We start from the raw sequence: 17,772 nt of genomic DNA on the forward strand, positions 1-17,772 counted from the left end.
CATCGTTGGCCGTCTTGGTGTATTCATTGAATCATCATTGACTCATCATGCAATGAATAAAGCAAAGGGCGTGCCAAAAAAAGAATTTTACTAAACAGGAAAAATTACTTTCTAATTTTATTGGATTAGTTTGTGAGGATGAGTGTCATAAAAACGATCACGAAAATGGTGGAGTGTAATAAGAGAATAAGAAGGTCTTTATATTTGTAGTTTTTATTAAAAATGCTCGTTTTTTTAGCATTTTGATTTAAAAAGAAGCAACTTTTAGGCAGCATAAATTGAAAGAAAGCTATAAAAACGTGCAAAAGTTTTTATAGCTTTATATGGGGTATACGTTAGAAGCGGTAACCAACCCCAGCGTAACCTAAAATTGGGTTAATTTCGATATCCGCTTTTGCATTGATTAATTCACCGTATTTTGCGTCGCTTACTGTAATAGTCGTATCTGTTTTTAAGTGGGCATAAGAGACAGAACCAACGGCATACCATTTATCATTAAAGTCATAGGTGAAACCTAAAGTCGCTACAGGAGCAATAGCATCTGAAGCTTCAAGTTCTACTTTAGGATCGCCAGAGCTAGTTTTTCTTTCTAAAGCAGCACCTGCTTTACCATCTTTAATATTTACAATCATATGACCAGCATTGACTAAATCTTTCTCAATTTCTGGGTTCATTTCTAATTCACTGAAGTAGGCATACATCACACCTAGTCCAACATAGGGCCTAAATTTATTTACACCAGTTTTGCCAAAGTGATATTGAAATTCAAAGGCTGGTGTCCAAGCACGTGCTGAAGCCGCGCTACCATGTCCTTCAAGATCTGTAATGAAAAGATTATTTTCAAGCTCCATAGATCCAAGAATTCCACCAGCGGGTTTAGCTGTGGCTGAAAAAGGTGCATAAATTTTCCCTTTTCCTTGCAAGTCAACTTTAGGTGGAATCCCAGCTTTTAACTCTAATGAAAAATTATCTGTGAAAAAGTAATTGCTCATTAATCCTAATGTTGTGACATCATCTGCTTCCAAGCCTGTTTTGTCAGCATCCCATTGACTTAGACCACGTACTTCAGCTGTTCCACTTAACCAAGAAGGAATGGTATCTGTACCTAAACCGATAACATCGATGAGTTTTTCAAGAACGACATTACTATTGCTGTCTGAAATATTGTCTTGAATAGTTTTAACTTTAATATCTCCGACTTTAGATTGCTCATTTTCTTTAACAGACGTATTAATTCTAAAAGGCTGAGCATTACCCGTCGGCTTAACATATAAAGGACCAGCAGAGACTGAAAAACGTTTGAAGCCATCACCATCCTTTAAACTAAAATATGGCGAAGCGGCGTTAGTGATTGTTGGCAGGGCAAAAAAGGCAGCTGTCATACAAAATAATGACTTTTTCATCATAAAAGGACTCCATGTCCGACATTTGTTTACTGATTTTTATTGAGCCAACCATACCGCGTTTTATTAAAATGATTGTTTATTAAAAATTAATAATTGTAATTTTTTTGAAATATTTGTTTATATTTAGAAAGATTTATTAATAAAAAATACATAATAAATAATAAAAGGCTACATAAAGTAGCCTTTTATTTAAGTTTGTTAAACTATTAATTGAAGCGAGATAAGTCTTCTTCAGGGCGTGCAGTTAAAACTTCGATGCCCGTTTGAGTTACTAAAATAGTATGTTCATATTGGGCTGAAAGTTTATGGTCTTTCGTGACAACAGTCCATTTATCGCCTAAAAGTTTAGTTTGCCATACGCCTGCATTTACCATAGGTTCAATAGTAAAAGTCATACCTGCTTCCAGACGCATACCTGTTCCAGCTTGACCATAATGTAATACTTGAGGTTCATCATGGAAAACGGTACCAATACCGTGACCACAATATTCACGTACTACACTAAAACGCTCTGATTCAACATATTTCTGGATTGCATGGCCAATATCGCCTAAATATGAACCATCTTTAACAGTTGCCATTCCGCGATACATCGCTTCTTGAGCAACTTTGCATAGACGATTGGCTAAAATAGAAGTCTCTCCGCCAACGACATACATCATATTTGTATCGCCGTGATAACCGTCTTTAATCACAGTTACATCAATATTAAGAATATCGCCGTTTTTTAATGTTTTATTTTCAGAAGGAATGCCATGGCAAACAACATGGTTAACCGAAGTACAAATAGAGTGCTGAAAAGCAGGGCGTCCAGGAGCGCCACCATAGCCGACACAGGCAGGAATAGCATGCTGTACATTTTCAATGTGATTACGGCAAATGGTATCAAGTTCAAGTGTACTTACACCTGCCTTAATATAAGGCTTGATCATCTCTAGAACTTCAGCCGCCAGTCGTCCTGCAATGCGCATTTTTTCAATTTCATCTGGAGTTTTGATTAATCGACGTGGAGCTGTATAAGTACTGTTCATGATCTCTAAAAACTTTTGGTAATTTACAAGTGTCTATGGTATAAATAGCCGCCCATTTTATCAAATGCTTTTCGTGAATATCTTTTACGAACAATTTTGATAGATGGAGTAAAAATCCGCACATATATCGTCACATTACTCTGGGTGCCTGTTAAAGGGTGGAGAATGCGGATATATGGAGGCCTAACCCAAACTTTAAGGTAAAGAAAATGGCAGATTACAACGTAAGCATGCGCGACCTTCTTCAAGCAGGCGCACACTTTGGTCACCAAACTCGTTTCTGGAACCCAAAAATGCGTCAATACATTTTTGGCGCGCGCAACAAAATTCACATCATCAACCTTGAGCACACTGTTCCTGCGTTAAATGATGCTTTGAACTTCGCTAACCAATTAGCAAGCAAAAAGAACAAAGTTTTGTTCGTTGGTACAAAACGTGCTGCTTCTAACATCATCCGTGAACAAGCTCAACGCGCTGGTCAACCATATGTAGATCACCGCTGGTTAGGTGGTATGTTGACGAACTGGAAAACACTTCGCCAATCTATCAACCGTTTAAAAGATCTTCAAACTCAATCTCAAGATGGTACTTTTGCTAAGCTTACTAAACGTGAAGCTTTAGAACGTGCTCGTGAGATGGAAAAACTTGAGCGTTCTTTAGGCGGCGTTAAAAACATGGGTGGTTTACCTGACGCATTATTTGTAATCGACGTTGATCACGAAGCGATTGCAATCAAAGAAGCGAAGAACTTAGGTATTCCTGTTATCGGTATCGTTGATACAAACTCTAACCCAGACAACGTAGACTACGTTATTCCTGGTAACGACGATGCGATCCGTGCAGTAACTCTATATGCTTCAGCTATGGCTGATGCGATTCTTGCTGGTAAAGAATACGCTCAATCTCAAGCAAATGCACAAGCTAAAGGCGAAGAAGCTGCTAAAGAAGCTCCAGAGGCTTAATGCATTTTGATGCAAAATTGTCATTTTTGCGACATGTAATGGTGGCAAATTAAGCGTCAAGAAAGCGGAACGGCCCAGAGAACACTTTGGGCCGTTTTTGTTGAACAGATTCATTTTTCTACCGTATTTAGGAGAACAACATGACTGCAGTTACTGCGAGCATGGTAAAAGAATTACGTGACCGTACTGGTCTTGCAATGATGGAATGCAAAAAAGCATTAACAGAATCTAATGGTGATGTTGAATTAGCGATTGATAACCTTCGTAAATCAGGTCAAGCAAAAGCTGCTAAAAAAGCGGGCAACATTGCTGCTGATGGTGCGATCACTATCGTTCAGGAAGGCAATAAAGCGATTCTTTTAGAAGTAAACTGTCAAACTGACTTCGTTGCTAAAGACGAAAACTTTGCTGGTTTCTCTGCTAAAGTTGCTGCTGTTGCGCTTGCTGCAAATGAAACTGATGCGACTAAAATTGCTGAATTGAAACTTGAAGATGGTGCTACTGTTGAAGAAGCGCGTATTGCTCTTGTTCAAAAAATCGGTGAAAACATCCAAGTTCGTCGCGCGAAAATCGTTGAAGGCGAAAACTTGGCTATCTACAAACACGGTTTAAAAATCGGTGTTGTAGTTTCTTATACAGGTGATGCTGATACTGGTAAAGGTATTGCAATGCACGTTGCTGCATTCAATCCAGTTGCTGTAAATGCTGAAGCTGTTCCTGCTGACCTTATCGCTAAAGAAAAAGAAATTGCTGAAGCGAAAGCGTTAGAATCTGGCAAACCAGCTAATATCGTTGAAAAAATGGTAACTGGTTCTGTTGATAAATATTTGAACGAAGTTGCTCTTGATCGTCAAATGTATGTAATTGACAACGACAAAAAAGTTGCTGATGTATTAAAAGCAACTGGTACTACTGTTGTTAGCTTCGTACGTTTCGAAGTTGGTGAAGGTATTGAGAAGAAAGTAGAACTTAGCTTCGCTGAAGAAGTTGCTGCTGCTCAAGCTGCTGCGAAGTAATTCGTATCACGATAAAAAAAGCCCCTTTGGGGCTTTTTTTATCACAACTAAAATGAGTGTATAAAATGATAAATAAAAAAAATCTTAGTATTGGCGGTGTCATCGTTTTATTGATTGCTGCATATTTTGGTCTGGATTTATCTGGGCATAAGCAAAATCAATCGCCATCATCAGCCATTCCCGAAGCTCAGCATACTGAAACTACACTTTCAAATAATGGGGTGGACACTATAAAAGCTGCTTACGAGCAGAGACAAAGTAATGTTCAAGTGCAGGGAAGTGGTCGAGTAAAAGCAATTTTAAGAGATGATAATGATGGGTCGAGGCACCAGAAATTTATACTTGTATTAAAGAATGGTCTTTCAATTTTAGTCGCGCATAATATTGATTTAGCACCTAAAATTTCTAATTTGAAAAAAGGTGATGTGGTAGAGTTTTATGGTGAATATGAATATAACCCTAAAGGTGGTGTATTACACTGGACTCATCGTGATCCACAAGCTCGTCATGAAAGCGGTTGGCTTAAACATGATGGGCAAATCTATCAATAAAGCCAAATAGACCATTAAAGAGATTATTTTATAGAGCAATTTTATTCTATTCAGTTTCTTAAAACATGCTATGGTTTTTTTATTGAATAGATGAGACGTATTTATGCAGCGGGAGCAAGCCGATTATCTGCATGTGCGAGAGCTGGGCGGTTTAGAGTTACTAAAAGCACATTATCACCAAACACAATTTTCGAAGCATACTCATGAAGGGTACTGTATTGGTGTGATTGAAGAGGGAGCACAGTCTTTTTTTAGGACGGGCCAGCTACATGTGGCTCCCAAAGGCGACATTATTTTAGTAAACGCTGACGAAATTCATACGGGTTCATCTGCTGTTGAGTCAGGTTGGCGATATCGGGCAATTTATCCTACACCTGAAATGTTGGCAGAAGTCAGTCAAGATTTTTTTGAAAATTCACGTGGGGCCCCATGGTTTCCTCAAGCTGTCATTCGTGACTTGGGTTTGGCTCAACAACTTTGCTTACTCTTTGATTTGTTAGAACAAAAAGATAATTTCCTGCTTAAAGAAACAATGTATTTGTCGACTTTAGCCTGTCTAATGAAGCGACATGGTAAATCAAATCATACTTTTTGTGAGTTGCCAGAAGCATATTCAAAAATATTAAGAGTTAAAGAATTACTAATAGAAATGCCTGAAACGAATTTTTCTTTGCAAGATCTGGCTGATATGGTGGGTCTAAGCGCATGGCATTTCTTAAGACAATTTAAAAAATATGTGGGCTTGCCACCACATGCTTGGCTTGTTCAAGCACGCTTACAAAAAGCAAGGCAATTATTAAAACAGGGTGACCAAATTGCGATGGTTGCACAGCAATGTGGCTTTTCTGATCAAAGCCATTTTAATCGTCACTTTAAAAAAGCAATGGGAGTGACGCCTACTCAATATGTAGCTAGTCTAAATAACTAAATTATTAAAAATTTATTTACAGCAATTTTATTCAATATAAATCATCTCTCATTGAGCATTTTATATAGAGATCTCTTATATTGGATTTATATATATGAATATTCAGCTTCATCAGTTGGTGGGGTTTTCAAAAGATAAGCCATCTTATCTTTTTTTACGCGGTGCGATGGATATTTTGCCATTGTCAATTTCTGTTATTCCGTGGGCAATTTTAGCGGGCTCTATGGCAATTCATGCAGGCTTATCTTTTTATAAGGCGCTTGCAATGTCAGGAATTGTTTTTGCTGGGGCAGCTCAATTAGTTAGTTTAAGCATGGTCATGGAAGGTGCATCTACTTTTACAATTTATGTGACGATTTTCTTTTTAACGGCTCAGCATTTTATTTATGCATTAACTTTCAGAAATGATATTTCTATTTTGCCTCTTTCAAAACGTTTAAGTTTGGGCTTTTTATTAACAGATGAATTATTTGCAGTATGTGCATCTAGTGACAAAAGGCAGCCAGAATATTTGTTGGGTGCAGGCTTGTCTTTTTATTTATTCTGGGTAGTTTTTAGCTTGGTCGGAATACTTTTGGCAACAGTGATTCCTGATTTATTAAATTATCATTTAGACTTTTCGATTGTGGCTATTTTTATTGCCATGATAGTGCCGCTATGTAAGAGGTTGCCTGTAATCGCTGGTGTGCTAGTGACTTGTTTAAGTGGGTTTTTCTTTAAACTTTATCAAATTGAAGGAGCGATTTTACTTTCAGGATTAATAGGAATGTTGGTTGCTGTGTTAACTGAAAAAATAGGTAAGGAGCAATAAGATGTCTTGGTTCATGATTTTAGGTTTGGCCACAATCGTCTTTTTTAATCGTTATTATTTTTTAGAGCCCAATGTTAAAATTAAACTACCTCTTATTATGAATAAGATGCTTAATTATTCTGCACCCTGTTTATTAACAGCAATTTGTATTCCAGTTATTTTTTTTGATGGTAATAATTTAAAAGGAATTTTAGATAATCCTTATATTTATGCAGCAATCTTTTGTATTGTGATTGCCATTTATCTCAAAAGAGTACTTTTAAGTGTTATTGCCAGTTTGGCTTTTTTCTATTTTATAAATTTTCTAATAAATTGGTAAAATGTAAAAAGCTGAATCGAGATGATTCAGCTTTAATTTAACAATTAGGAAATAGCATGTTTTTGTCTGCTTTTCCATTTAGGTAAGATTTTTCCTAGATAGGCATCCATGCACCAGACTGGACCAATCAGTAGAAATTGTAAATCTTTAAAGAAAGATGGTTTTTTGCCCTCAATTTTATGACCATAAAATTGTCCGACCCAAGCAATCACAAAAATAGCGATATAAAATCCTACTCCTACAGGTAGGGTGTAAATAAGCCATGCCATAACAACAAGTAAAGCAGCCATTGCAACAGCAAGTACAAGATCTAAACGCGCATAAAATACTAAAGTGAGCACAAGTAATAGAGCAGTGAGCAAAGTGTTGAAATGAGCAATGATTCCAATTATAGAAAATAAAATGGCAGGAACGCATAGCCAGTGAATTTGTTTATTGGTTGGGTTCTGATGGCTCTCGCTATATTCATCAAACCATTCTGTAATGGATTTCATTAAAGGCACACTCCTTGTTTTAGCTTTGATTTATTTTTTCTGAGTGTATTTTAGCCTGTTCTGAAGGAATTCGACAAGAAACCGATAATATTCAACTATAGAAACCTAGCAATAGGTATTTAAGAAAAGCATGAGAAAAACGTAATGCTTCGGTTATTGAAAAAGTACTCAATGTGGTCTTGAGAATGATGTAATTTTTCAGAATATTTTTTATAGGTTACTAGATGATGAAATCATCCAAAAAAGTGTAATTTTGAGATGGGTGGGAAAATTGTATGAAAAAGCTCGACTCATCTACTCTAAAAACGCCATAAATAGCCCTAATTTTATAAAAATGGTACTAGGGTAGCGCAAATTTATTAAAGTCGCTCTAAGCGCAATTTAGAGGTAAAATAAGCTTGGAGAAAATAAACATATTTTTTTGTGTAAAAAATATGCAAATTTGATGCTGGAGAAGGGGTAAAAAAGAGGATTTTTTAAGCCTAAGCTAGGAATTATTTTTATAGTTTAAAACATAAAAAAGCCGCATAAAAAATTGCGGCTTTTTTCATGAACTCTAGAGGCTATAACTTATGAAGTTGGACCATCAACACGTTCAATATTTACTTTTGCTGTTCCAGCATTGGTAATGCCAAGACGTTTAGCTGCACCGTATGATAAGTCAAGTACACGATTGCCATGGAAAGGACCACGGTCATTTACTTTTACAACCACACTTTTACCATTGTCTTTATTCGTTACTCGGATGTAACAGTTCAATGGTAGGCTACGGTGAGCAGCAGTGAGAGCATTCATGTCGAATGTTTCACCATTTGCCGTTTTACGACCATGAAATTGACGGCCATACCATGAAGCCATGCCAGTTTGGCTAAACTTACGAACAGTGTTTGAAGCTACTGTGTTAAGTTTTTCAATCACTGAAGGCTCATCTTCAGGGATTTCAATTTTTGCTGCGATAGCTTGACGACGGATTTGGTCGCCAGAACGTTCAGTGATTGAAAGACTGTTAATGTTAGAAAAACGAGAATTAAAATTTTGAGTATCTTTACTCAATACACGAGCTGCTAAATTAGAGCCATCTAAATCATTATTCAATGATGAAGATTGCACCATTTCAGCGTGCAATGGGGCCATACTTAAACTAGCCGTCAGTGCAAGAACGTATTTCAGCGATAACTGCATTTGTATAAACTCCTGAGAACATGTACTTTTTTCTTTCAGCGATTGACTGAAATTTAAAGTGAACATGTCTTATTATTCACTTTTGCAATTGCTACATTGGGGTGGATAATATTCATCGCTTACGGAGAGTGTCTAGTCTTTAACGAGAAATCGTTACAAAAAGGTCAAAAACTTACAGTTCTAGATTAAAAAATGATCGATAGTGTAACAAAATATTGAAATTGTGCACATTGTGATCTATTTAACAAAAATATTTATTGACTTTTACACAACTCATAAAAAAGCTAGCCTATCGGCTAGCCACTTCAGTGCCTAATAACCATACAGCAGTAGCATACATACGGCTCTTATTATAAGTCGTAATCACTTGAAAATTCGGGTAAGTTAAATAGTAAATTGGCCCGTTATAGTCTTGTAATTGAATAACATTCACCATATCGAGATCATCAATTTTAACTAAAGGATTTAATGGTGAAACCCCTAATGTCTTTAATGCGCCATATGGGAAAGGTTGAGTTAAATCTTTAGCAATAACACTTTCCGGAGTTGATCCTGTGTAACGTGCCATAAATCCGATAGGTTGATCGCGTTGCCATCCTTGTTTTGCTAAGTAGTTTGCGATTGAACCGATTGCATCTTCTGCAGAGTTTCTTAAATCGATATGTCCATTACCGTCATAATCGACCCCATATTTACTAATATTACTTGGCATAAATTGTGGATAGCCAATTGCACCTGCGTAGGAACCTACAATACTACTTGTTGGGTAGCCTTCTTTATAAGTCCATGCGATAAGAGCTGCGAGTTCGTCACCAAAATATTCAGCACGGCGAGGGTAGCCAAAAGCAAGTGTGGCTAATGCATCACGTGTAATAAAAGAACCTTTATTTGCGCCATAACCTGTCTCAACACCCAAGATTCCCAAAATGACAGCTTGAGATACACCATATTGTTGTTCAGCGCGGTTTAAAGCATCTGCATATTGGTTTTTAAAACGGACACCACGTTGAATTGTCCCTTCCACCAAAAACATAGAACGATAGTCGTACCAAGGTTTGCTTTCACCTGGACGAGTCATAATATTTAGAATGTTTGGTAAATTTTTTGCACCATTCATGGCCGCATCAACTTGATCGCCACTTAACCCATAAGCGCTCATGGTTTTTTGTTTAAAATTTACATAATCAGGATGCGTGGCAAAATCATTGGCCTGAGCGAAGTGACTTGTACTGATTAAACCAGTACACAAAGCGAGCATTTTTAAAGTTTTATTTAAGTGTTGAGACAACATATCGTTTTAAAATTCCAGATTATCGATGTGTATGAATGGACATAACTAAACCAAAGGTGGCCATTAAAGTAATAATAGCTGTTCCGCCATAACTCATAAAAGGTAAAGGAACACCTACTACAGGTAAAATACCACTGACCATTCCCGCATTTACAAATACATAAACAAAAAAAGACAAACCAAAGGCGCCAGCAACTAAACGTCCATAGTTATGGAAGCTTTGTAAACCGATTTGGAATGTTCTAAAAATAATAGCAAAATAAAGTATAACTAAAATAAGTACACCGATGAGCCCAAACTCTTCGGAGTACGCAGCAATAATAAAGTCGGTATGACCTTCAGGTAAAAAGTGCAAGTGTGATTGGGTACCTTCAAGAAATCCTTTACCTGAAAAACCACCAGAACCAATCGCAGTTTTAGATTGAATAATATTCCAACCTGTACCGAGTGCATCTGCCTCAGGATCAAGTAACGTTAAAACCCGTTGACGTTGATAGTCGTGTAAAAGAAATTCCCAAGCAATTGGAATGACCACCGCAGCACAGGCTCCCGCAGCACCGATCATACGCCATGATAGTCCACTTAAAAATAAAACAAATATACCGCTTGCTAATACTAAAAGTGATGTCCCTAAGTCAGGTTGTTCTGCAATCAGTAAAAAAGGAATACCAATTAACATTAAGGACAAAACAACTTGTGAAAAACTAGGGGGAAGGGGTTTACGTGCTAAAAACCATGCAATCATCATGGGCATGCCGATTTTCATGAACTCACTGGGTTGGACACTTCCGAAACCAGGAATATCAATCCAGCGCTGAGCACCCATTCGGACTTCGCCAAACACCATGACTGCCAAAAGTGAAAATAAGCCAAATAAATAAAAATAGGGTGAAAAAGCTTGATAAACCTTTGGTGGAATCTGGGCTAGACCAAACATCACTAAAAAGCCAATCCCAAAACTCATGGCTTGTTTACTCACTAACCCCACATCCTGTGCAGAGGCACTATATAGTACGGTTAAACCTAATAGCGCATTTAATAGCAAAAATAGGCATAACCAAGGGTCAACATGGAGTTGTTGCCACTTTGACGGTTGCATAGCGGTGCTAAGACCATCTCGAGGAGCTTGGCGTAAAAATTTATATTGCGGACTAGGAGACATGCGGCGTTAACTAAGGTCAATCAGTGCTTGGCGCATGCTAACATAAACTTGGTTAATGGCAATGTATATCAATATTTTGCAATAAAAAAACCTAGCTTTCGCTAGGTTTCCGATAGTCTATTTTTTATTAGTTAAAGAATAAACCATCATGATATTCAGCCATCGCTTTTAGTTCAGTACGATTTAAGCTTGGAATCAATTTGTCGATTGCAATGTGAACAGCTTTTGTTACAGCTGCTGCACCAATATCGGCTGCTTTGCGCTTAATCATGCCAAGATCTAATGTTTTATTAAAATCAGACATAAAATGTTTAATCATGGCATCGCCGAATTGTTTATATAATTCAGCTAAAGCAGCTTTATTAATGTCATTGCCTGCTTCTAGCTCAGCAAAGTTATGTTTAAGATTAGTCACTAAACCTGCATCTAAACTTACGCCTACTTTATATTGACCTTGTGGGTCTTTAAATAAGCTTTTTTCAGAAAACTCTACTGACTGTTTAACCACATCATTTGGTGCTTTGCTTAACAATTGCTTTAAAAGAACAGCAACAGTTGATTTGACATAACCTGCTAGTTTTTCGGCAGTATCACGCTTTTCACTTGCAGGAAAATGCTGAACTAGCTGAATTAAGACATTATCAATAATCTCTACATTGAGTTGTAAAGCAATCTTATCGCGAAGTGGGTATAAAGGTTCGCTAGAATTTTTATTCGCAATTCCAGTTTGTATATCGTTCAATAAGCCTTCAGAAGGTGTAAAACCAAAAAACGGCATGGTATATCCTCAAATTATTCGTTTTATTGTCGTGCCAATCGAATCGGTTTTGGCATCCATGAAAGATCCGATACTCGGCAAGGGTTAATATCAAGTCCGCCGCGACGAGTATAAGTTGCATAAACCATCAGCTTTTCAGGCTCTAGATTTTGCCAAATATCGGCAAAGATCTGTTCGACACACTGTTCGTGAAAGCCGTTATGCTGACGGTACGAGATAATATAAGCTAATACACTACGATAACAAGGTTTTTTGCCTTTAAAACGGATAAAAACTGTACCCCAATCAGGCTGTCCCGTGACTGGGCAGTTACTTCTCAAAAGATGAGAATACAGCTCAATTTCAACTTCTTCACCAGACTCATCTGGTTTTAAAAGAGTGGCATCAGGATGTTGTTCTAAACGTTCTGGAGCAAGATCATCAATACAAATGCCTTGAGGTTTAGAAATATCTAAATCATCAACCTGAAATAAGGTTAATTCAACTTTTGCACCCGCAGCAGTAGAGAGATCTTTTTCAACCGTTTCAATGAAAGACTGTTTAGAATCAAACTGAGTGAAATTAAGACTATTGAAGTACAGTTTTAATGATTTTGACTCAATTAAATTTGGCGAAGAAGCGGGCAGTGTAATTCTGCCAATAGCAACTTGCGGGATAGCATGAGCATTTAACCATGAGATTTCAAAAACATGCCACCAATCTTTACCTTGAGTAATGCCTTCAATATGCGAGTAGCTTTCACGAGACTGAGCACGGGCAATTGGAAATAACACATCAGGTTGATAATTAGTTGGATATTGGGTTTCTTTACCCAATAAAGACTGTTCGACACTCATTCACGCATTCCTGAACCACGAGCAAGTAAATAGTAAGCAATTCCGTAAAGTACAACACAGCATGATGTCACAATGATTAAAGAGAATGAAACATTCACATCGCTATGACCTAAAATGCCAAAACGGAAAGCATTAACCATATAAACAATAGGGTTAATTAAAGAAAGTTTTTGCCAAAAAGGGCCAAGTGCACTGATGGCATAAAACACACCGCCTAAATAAGTTAAGGGTGTAAGAACAAAGGTGGGAATAATAGAAATATCATCAAATGATTTTGCATAGACTGCATTAATAAAACCACCTAATGAGAAAAGAACTGAAGTAATTAAGACTGTATATATAGTTACAAACCAGTTGTGTATGAAAAGGTCAGTAAAGAACATGCTCATTGCAGTCACAATTGCACCAACTAATACACCACGGCAAATACCGCCAATGACATAGCCCCATAAAATGATATGGAGTGGTACGGGACTCATAATGAGTTCTTCAATACTTTTTTGGAATTTTACACTAAAGAAACTTGAAGAGACGTTGGCATAACTATTGGTAATGACTGCCATCATAATTAAGCCGGGCACAATAAATTGCATATAGCTCACGCCACCCATTTGTCCAATGCGTGAACCCACTAAATTACCAAAAATGACAAAGTACAAACTCATTGTAATTGCTGGTGGTAATAAGGTTTGTGGCCAAATACGTAGAAAACGGCGTACTTCTTTACGAACGATGGTCCAGAGAGCAATTTGCAGTTGGCTAAAATTCATTTTGCCTCTCCTTCAAGATTTTTCTCGACCATTTTGACAAATAACTCTTCTAAACGGTTCGATTTATTACGCATGCTGTGAACGCGAATACCTTGTGATTCTAATAACTGGAATAGGTCATTCAATGTATGCGCTCTATCCATCGTTACTTCTAAAGTATTACTATCAATTAAGTTGAACTTGACACCAATAATGTTTAATTGGAGCGGCCCAATTGGCTCAGCTAAATCGAAGATAAATGACTCTTCATTGAGCTGATTAAGGAAGCTCTTCATGCTGGTATCTTCTTTAATTACACCGCGGTCAATAATCGCAATGCGACGACACAACATTTCTGCTTCTTCTAAATAGTGGGTCGTTAAAATAATAGAAGTACCGCTTTCGTTCATTTCTGTCAGAAAGTCCCACATAGAACGGCGTAATTCAATATCTACACCGGCAGTAGGTTCATCTAGAATAAGAAGCTTAGGCTCATGCATCATGGCACGGGCAATCATCAGACGACGCTTCATACCACCAGACAGCATACGTGCTTGTATATTCCGTTTTTCCCATAGGCCGAGCTTTTCTAAATAATGTTCGGCACGTTTTTCTGCAATCTTTTTATGGATACCGTAATAGCCAGCTTGAGTGACTAAAATATCGAATGTTTTTTCGAACTGTCCGAAGTTAAATTCTTGAGGAACGACACCAAGCTGCTGTTTTGCCAGAGATGGATGGGTATCGAGATTATGCCCAAAAATCTCAACTGTTCCTGAGGTTTTTTTCGTGAGGGAGCTGATAATACCAATGGTTGTTGATTTGCCGGCACCATTTGGGCCTAACAACGCATAAAATTCACCTTCAGGCACAGTGAGGTTAATACCTTTTAACGCCTGAAAACCATTACGATATGTTTTGGACAAATCTCTTAAAACCAAAGCATCAGTCATGAAATTCTCACATTATGAAAGAGGGGTATATTTTGAGCGATAATGATTAATAAACCAAGTAAAATAGTCGGAATTTTATAAAATTGAGATAAGTTTGTGAAATTATTATATAAAAGCTGGTGCGCCCGGCGGGGATCGAACCCACGACCCCAGGTTTCGGAAACCTGTACTCTATCCAACTGAGCTACGAGCGCATGTGTGGGGCACATCATAGGAAAAAAACACTGGCAGGTAAAGCACGAAATACGTGCCAAGTGAATTTAATGCTTAATTAAACAGCAAGTTGTTTAATATTTATATACTTTCTTGAAGAAGCTGAATTGAATAGTTAATTGTATGTAAAGCACTTGCAAGTTCCTGAGGAGGAATGCGTGATTCTTGCAGGCTGGTAATCCATTGCACCTGACATACTTTAAGGTTTTGTATTGTTGCAGTTTTCTCTATTTTTTGAACAAGTGGTTTAGTCATTAGTCCACAATAACTGCTAAGCGTTTTCATCATTAATAGTTGTATTTCTTCGAAAGAAAGAGCCTCAGAAGATATTACTGGTTGAAAATATGTAGTATTGGACTGATCTAAAGTTTTTTGCTTGGAAAGCTGGATTTCTCCAACAAGATCAGCAGAATTAGTTATAGAGCTAACAATAGATTCTTTCTGATTTTCTTCTGCTTTATTTATTGGTGATGTTTTTAAAATAATTTCTTCATCAGTTGAGGTTTCGGTAGAAGTAGTTGGGGCAATAAGTTCTAAGTCGACAAGTTGTTGAATCAATTCTGGAGAAGCAATACGCTTTTTAAATTCACTATTTAAGTTTTGAAAATCTTCATGGTCTATTAAGAGTAATAAACGTCTTTGTTTTGCATTTAAAACAATATTGCGTTGTTGAAGCGCAACTCTTCCTAAATTGGTTCGATAAAAACCAGCCATTATGTTTCCCCAATATAAAAATAAATCAGACTGTTCAATCTTTTGAGTTGAACAGTGCTGTTTTTAATAAAATATAAATGGGGTTAACAATAAAACTTAAAAATGACAGTATGATGAATAATCTATAAATATCATTTGGTTAAATTCTTAAAAGGCACTTTCTAATGCTTTTCGAAGATAGACATCAAGCTCATCTTGGCGTAATAACCATTGAATATAGTCTTTAGGAAGTTCAGCAATTGCAGTGCCTTTATGCTTACCAAAGTTAACAGTTGTGGGGATACGTGCTTCTTCAGAAACTCGGTAAAGCTCTTCAATATTTTGAATATTTAAATGATAGACAATATGCATCAAAATATTAGCAGTCAAAATAATATCGGCATCAGCACGGTGAGCGCCTTTAAGCATTTCTCGAGCTTTACTGCTGCCTTGAGAGATCATATAGATGAGGGCTGAAATGTTATGCGCTTCTGCATCTGCCCACACTTTACGTGCTAAAGCTAAAGTGCAAATCGGTTTGATATGAGAGACATCAACACCACAACGAGCAATCGCGGCAATATCGTAATCAATATTGTGACCAATAATATAAGTTGTGGTCTCTGGTAATTCAAAGGTTTTATAGTGGGGCTGGTTTTCTAAATCTGACTCTAATATATGGTGAACTGCCATAGCCGCGTAAGAAATAGGAATACCCACTTGATAGAGCTGATCAAACAATTTGCTTTTATCTAAGGTGAGTTTGCCTTCATTAAGTTCAATCGGGGCATACGCAATTTCAATAGGCAAACCATTTAGTGTATGTGTTTCTGTATCTAAAATAATGGCTTGCATATTTGGCCTTTCAAATAATTACGAGTAGCTATGAATGGTAACAGGTGGCTATTCACTTTAAAACATGGAGTAGAGCCAGAAATTAGCGAGAATGGCAATTCATGCTCAAAAATAGAGTCTTTCATGGATTAATTTTGCTCAAATATGACTTGCCAAAAATTAAGTTTAGGCGTAATTGTTTTTAAGGCATTAGAAAATGTTGATTAAAAAACTAAAGCACAACAAAAATGGAATTTAAGGGAAGATATATCAATGAAAATGAAACTGTTCATGACCAGTGTTCTTAGCACAAGTTTACTGTTGACGGCATGTGGTGGAGGAAGTAGCGATGACAGCCCAGTAAGTACTAATCCATCTGGTACTCCAGCCAATAATATTCAAAACCCAGTGGTTAAAGTAGATGCTTACACGAGCACCAACTTAGGTTCAGTTGCCGCAGAAAGTAGCATTCTGACCTATAAAATGTTAGGCCAAAGTGGCCAAGAGGTGCAAGCAACCAGTTTGGTATTTACACCAAACACACCAGCACCAACAGGCGGTTGGCCAATTGTAGTCTGGGCACACGGAACTACGGGTGTTGCTGATGCCTGTGCACCAAGTAAAGCAGCTTTAACAGATAGTACAAAAGATTTAATTAGTAAGTTACTTGCAGCTGGTTATGTTGTTGTTGCACCAGACTATGAAGGTTTAGGTACTTCAGGCATACATCCATTTTTAAATGTTAAAAGTGAGGCTTTCTCAATTACGGATGCTGTGGTTGCAACGCGTAATTATTTATCACAGCGTAACTTATTAGCTTCAAAAAAATGGCTTACGGTGGGGCATTCACAAGGAGGACATGCTGCGTTGAGTGCTGCACAATATGCGAGTCGTGCACAGCTAGACTATAAAGGTACAGTAGCCGTAGCACCAGCTTCTAATTTAGGTTTTATTCTAGTTGCAGGTGAACAAGCTGTTGCTAATGCAACTTTGGATCAAAAGATTCCGATGTATGCACAGCTTGATACCTATACTGCGTTAGTTACAGCCGGTATTCGAAATACACAGCCAAGCTTTAATTATTCGCAGGTATTTACTTCACAAACAGAAAGTACAGCAAAGCAGGCAGAAACGATTTGTGCGGGGCCATTAGCCCAAGCTTTGGTAGTTAATATGCAAACCTACGCAGCAACACATGGCGGCACACTGGATGATTTTACGCGTACACAACCTAACTTTATGGCAGTACCCTTGGTTAAAACATTCTTAGATAAAGATTCCCAACCTTTACAGGCAAAAGTATCTACACCAATCATCATTTATCAAGGGCTGGCAGATACAACAGTTCCTAAAGTAGCTACAGATATTTTGATATCTAATGCCACTGTCGTAGGTACTAAAATTAATAGTTATGTGACTGGTAACTGGGACCATAATACGGCAATGAGTAGTAATGTAGACAACATTGTTGGAAATGTTCAGACTTTGCTAACAGCACAATAGAGTTATTGATATTTAAAGTATTTTTAACATTGTTAAAAGCTAAAGTTAATGATGAAAAAA

At 37.3% G+C, this 17,772-nt stretch carries 19 protein-coding genes and 1 tRNA gene; 7 read left to right on the forward strand and 13 right to left on the reverse strand.

The window, feature by feature from the left end:
- Window positions 1-335 precede the first annotated feature (335 nt).
- The gene (locus MMY79_RS05635; RefSeq protein ID WP_252612469.1) at window positions 336-1,406 is read right to left on the reverse strand and encodes an OmpW family outer membrane protein; all 1,071 of its coding nucleotides are present in this window, start codon (window positions 1,404-1,406) and stop codon (window positions 336-338) included.
- A 206-nt stretch (window positions 1,407-1,612) separates the two neighbouring features.
- Window positions 1,613-2,437, reverse strand: coding sequence for a type I methionyl aminopeptidase (gene map / locus MMY79_RS05640; RefSeq protein ID WP_252612470.1), 825 nt, complete (start codon window positions 2,435-2,437; stop codon window positions 1,613-1,615).
- A gap of 209 nt (window positions 2,438-2,646) precedes the next feature.
- Between map and rpsB the strand changes: the two genes are divergently transcribed.
- From rpsB to MMY79_RS05670, 6 genes are all read left to right on the forward strand, one after another.
- A complete protein-coding gene (gene rpsB / locus MMY79_RS05645) occupies window positions 2,647-3,399 on the forward strand; it encodes a 30S ribosomal protein S2 (RefSeq protein WP_092706280.1) in 753 nt (250 codons plus the stop codon).
- Window positions 3,400-3,539: 140 nt separating this feature from the next.
- Window positions 3,540-4,415 carry a translation elongation factor Ts gene (gene tsf / locus MMY79_RS05650; protein ID WP_252612471.1) on the forward strand — a complete coding sequence of 292 codons (876 nt, stop codon included), beginning with the start codon at window positions 3,540-3,542 and terminating at the stop codon, window positions 4,413-4,415.
- Window positions 4,416-4,480: 65 nt separating this feature from the next.
- A complete protein-coding gene (locus MMY79_RS05655; RefSeq protein WP_252612472.1) occupies window positions 4,481-4,966 on the forward strand; it encodes a DUF3465 domain-containing protein in 486 nt (161 codons plus the stop codon).
- Between the two features lie 103 nt (window positions 4,967-5,069).
- A complete protein-coding gene (locus MMY79_RS05660; RefSeq protein WP_144731832.1) occupies window positions 5,070-5,894 on the forward strand; it encodes an AraC family transcriptional regulator in 825 nt (274 codons plus the stop codon).
- Between the two features lie 94 nt (window positions 5,895-5,988).
- Window positions 5,989-6,705, forward strand: coding sequence for an AzlC family ABC transporter permease (locus tag MMY79_RS05665; protein WP_252612473.1), 717 nt, complete (start codon window positions 5,989-5,991; stop codon window positions 6,703-6,705).
- Window position 6,706: 1 nt separating this feature from the next.
- Window positions 6,707-7,024 carry an AzlD domain-containing protein gene (locus MMY79_RS05670; RefSeq protein ID WP_252612474.1) on the forward strand — a complete coding sequence of 106 codons (318 nt, stop codon included), beginning with the start codon at window positions 6,707-6,709 and terminating at the stop codon, window positions 7,022-7,024.
- A gap of 44 nt (window positions 7,025-7,068) precedes the next feature.
- On the opposite strand, the gene MMY79_RS05675 is transcribed toward MMY79_RS05670, so the two are convergent.
- The 11 genes from MMY79_RS05675 to MMY79_RS05725 form a co-directional block, all read right to left on the reverse strand.
- Window positions 7,069-7,518, reverse strand: coding sequence for an Mpo1-like protein (locus MMY79_RS05675; RefSeq protein WP_252612475.1), 450 nt, complete (start codon window positions 7,516-7,518; stop codon window positions 7,069-7,071).
- A 570-nt stretch (window positions 7,519-8,088) separates the two neighbouring features.
- Entirely contained in the window at window positions 8,089-8,700 is a 612-nt protein-coding gene (locus tag MMY79_RS05680) for a septal ring lytic transglycosylase RlpA family protein (RefSeq protein ID WP_016137523.1), read from the reverse strand.
- A 289-nt stretch (window positions 8,701-8,989) separates the two neighbouring features.
- Window positions 8,990-9,991, reverse strand: a complete 1,002-nt coding sequence (gene mltB / locus MMY79_RS05685; RefSeq protein ID WP_252612476.1) for a lytic murein transglycosylase B — start codon at window positions 9,989-9,991, stop codon at window positions 8,990-8,992.
- Window positions 9,992-10,010: 19 nt separating this feature from the next.
- Complete coding sequence (rodA, locus tag MMY79_RS05690; protein ID WP_252612477.1) at window positions 10,011-11,153, reverse strand: rod shape-determining protein RodA; 1,143 nt, start codon at window positions 11,151-11,153, stop codon at window positions 10,011-10,013.
- Between the two features lie 127 nt (window positions 11,154-11,280).
- Complete coding sequence (locus MMY79_RS05695; RefSeq protein ID WP_252612478.1) at window positions 11,281-11,931, reverse strand: hypothetical protein; 651 nt, start codon at window positions 11,929-11,931, stop codon at window positions 11,281-11,283.
- A 23-nt stretch (window positions 11,932-11,954) separates the two neighbouring features.
- The gene (gene queF, locus MMY79_RS05700) at window positions 11,955-12,767 is read right to left on the reverse strand and encodes an NADPH-dependent 7-cyano-7-deazaguanine reductase QueF (RefSeq protein ID WP_252612479.1); all 813 of its coding nucleotides are present in this window, start codon (window positions 12,765-12,767) and stop codon (window positions 11,955-11,957) included.
- Window positions 12,764-13,537: an ABC transporter permease gene (locus MMY79_RS05705; protein ID WP_004791025.1), complete on the reverse strand. Its 774-nt coding sequence runs from the start codon at window positions 13,535-13,537 to the stop codon at window positions 12,764-12,766. Before MMY79_RS05705 ends, queF begins: the two co-directional genes overlap by 4 nt.
- Window positions 13,534-14,469, reverse strand: coding sequence for an ABC transporter ATP-binding protein (locus tag MMY79_RS05710; RefSeq protein WP_003650650.1), 936 nt, complete (start codon window positions 14,467-14,469; stop codon window positions 13,534-13,536). Before MMY79_RS05710 ends, MMY79_RS05705 begins: the two co-directional genes overlap by 4 nt.
- A 117-nt stretch (window positions 14,470-14,586) precedes the next feature.
- Window positions 14,587-14,663: transfer RNA gene (locus MMY79_RS05715), tRNA-Arg, on the reverse strand.
- A 100-nt stretch (window positions 14,664-14,763) separates the two neighbouring features.
- Window positions 14,764-15,396, reverse strand: coding sequence for a hypothetical protein (locus tag MMY79_RS05720; RefSeq protein WP_252612480.1), 633 nt, complete (start codon window positions 15,394-15,396; stop codon window positions 14,764-14,766).
- Window positions 15,397-15,543: 147 nt separating this feature from the next.
- Window positions 15,544-16,230, reverse strand: coding sequence for a 3'-5' exonuclease (locus MMY79_RS05725; RefSeq protein WP_252612481.1), 687 nt, complete (start codon window positions 16,228-16,230; stop codon window positions 15,544-15,546).
- Between the two features lie 252 nt (window positions 16,231-16,482).
- Here MMY79_RS05725 and MMY79_RS05730 point away from each other — a divergent pair, with 252 nt between their 5' ends.
- Window positions 16,483-17,712 (forward strand): alpha/beta fold hydrolase, encoded by a 1,230-nt coding sequence (locus tag MMY79_RS05730; protein ID WP_252612482.1) that lies wholly within the window; start codon window positions 16,483-16,485, stop codon window positions 17,710-17,712.
- The last annotated feature ends 60 nt before the right edge of the window (window positions 17,713-17,772 follow it).

This window comes from Acinetobacter sp. XS-4 (assembly GCF_023920705.1).
Classification (GTDB): Bacteria; Pseudomonadota; Gammaproteobacteria; order Pseudomonadales; family Moraxellaceae; genus Acinetobacter.

What these genes read in the sequence shown, in the direction of transcription:
- MMY79_RS05635 (WP_252612469.1), bottom strand. Translation starts at nt 1,406, where the DNA reads ATGATGAAAAAGTCATTATTTTGTATGACAGCTGCCTTTTTTGCCCTG.
- map (WP_252612470.1), bottom strand. Translation starts at nt 2,437, where the DNA reads ATGAACAGTACTTATACAGCTCCACGTCGATTAATCAAAACTCCAGAT.
- rpsB (WP_092706280.1), top strand. Translation starts at nt 2,647, where the DNA reads ATGGCAGATTACAACGTAAGCATGCGCGACCTTCTTCAAGCAGGCGCA.
- tsf (WP_252612471.1), top strand. Translation starts at nt 3,540, where the DNA reads ATGACTGCAGTTACTGCGAGCATGGTAAAAGAATTACGTGACCGTACT.
- MMY79_RS05655 (WP_252612472.1), top strand. Translation starts at nt 4,481, where the DNA reads ATGATAAATAAAAAAAATCTTAGTATTGGCGGTGTCATCGTTTTATTG.
- MMY79_RS05660 (WP_144731832.1), top strand. Translation starts at nt 5,070, where the DNA reads ATGCAGCGGGAGCAAGCCGATTATCTGCATGTGCGAGAGCTGGGCGGT.
- MMY79_RS05665 (WP_252612473.1), top strand. Translation starts at nt 5,989, where the DNA reads ATGAATATTCAGCTTCATCAGTTGGTGGGGTTTTCAAAAGATAAGCCA.
- MMY79_RS05670 (WP_252612474.1), top strand. Translation starts at nt 6,707, where the DNA reads ATGTCTTGGTTCATGATTTTAGGTTTGGCCACAATCGTCTTTTTTAAT.
- MMY79_RS05675 (WP_252612475.1), bottom strand. Translation starts at nt 7,518, where the DNA reads ATGAAATCCATTACAGAATGGTTTGATGAATATAGCGAGAGCCATCAG.
- MMY79_RS05680 (WP_016137523.1), bottom strand. Translation starts at nt 8,700, where the DNA reads ATGCAGTTATCGCTGAAATACGTTCTTGCACTGACGGCTAGTTTAAGT.
- mltB (WP_252612476.1), bottom strand. Translation starts at nt 9,991, where the DNA reads ATGTTGTCTCAACACTTAAATAAAACTTTAAAAATGCTCGCTTTGTGT.
- rodA (WP_252612477.1), bottom strand. Translation starts at nt 11,153, where the DNA reads ATGTCTCCTAGTCCGCAATATAAATTTTTACGCCAAGCTCCTCGAGAT.
- MMY79_RS05695 (WP_252612478.1), bottom strand. Translation starts at nt 11,931, where the DNA reads ATGCCGTTTTTTGGTTTTACACCTTCTGAAGGCTTATTGAACGATATA.
- queF (WP_252612479.1), bottom strand. Translation starts at nt 12,767, where the DNA reads ATGAGTGTCGAACAGTCTTTATTGGGTAAAGAAACCCAATATCCAACT.
- MMY79_RS05705 (WP_004791025.1), bottom strand. Translation starts at nt 13,537, where the DNA reads ATGAATTTTAGCCAACTGCAAATTGCTCTCTGGACCATCGTTCGTAAA.
- MMY79_RS05710 (WP_003650650.1), bottom strand. Translation starts at nt 14,469, where the DNA reads ATGACTGATGCTTTGGTTTTAAGAGATTTGTCCAAAACATATCGTAAT.
- MMY79_RS05720 (WP_252612480.1), bottom strand. Translation starts at nt 15,396, where the DNA reads ATGGCTGGTTTTTATCGAACCAATTTAGGAAGAGTTGCGCTTCAACAA.
- MMY79_RS05725 (WP_252612481.1), bottom strand. Translation starts at nt 16,230, where the DNA reads ATGCAAGCCATTATTTTAGATACAGAAACACATACACTAAATGGTTTG.
- MMY79_RS05730 (WP_252612482.1), top strand. Translation starts at nt 16,483, where the DNA reads ATGAAAATGAAACTGTTCATGACCAGTGTTCTTAGCACAAGTTTACTG.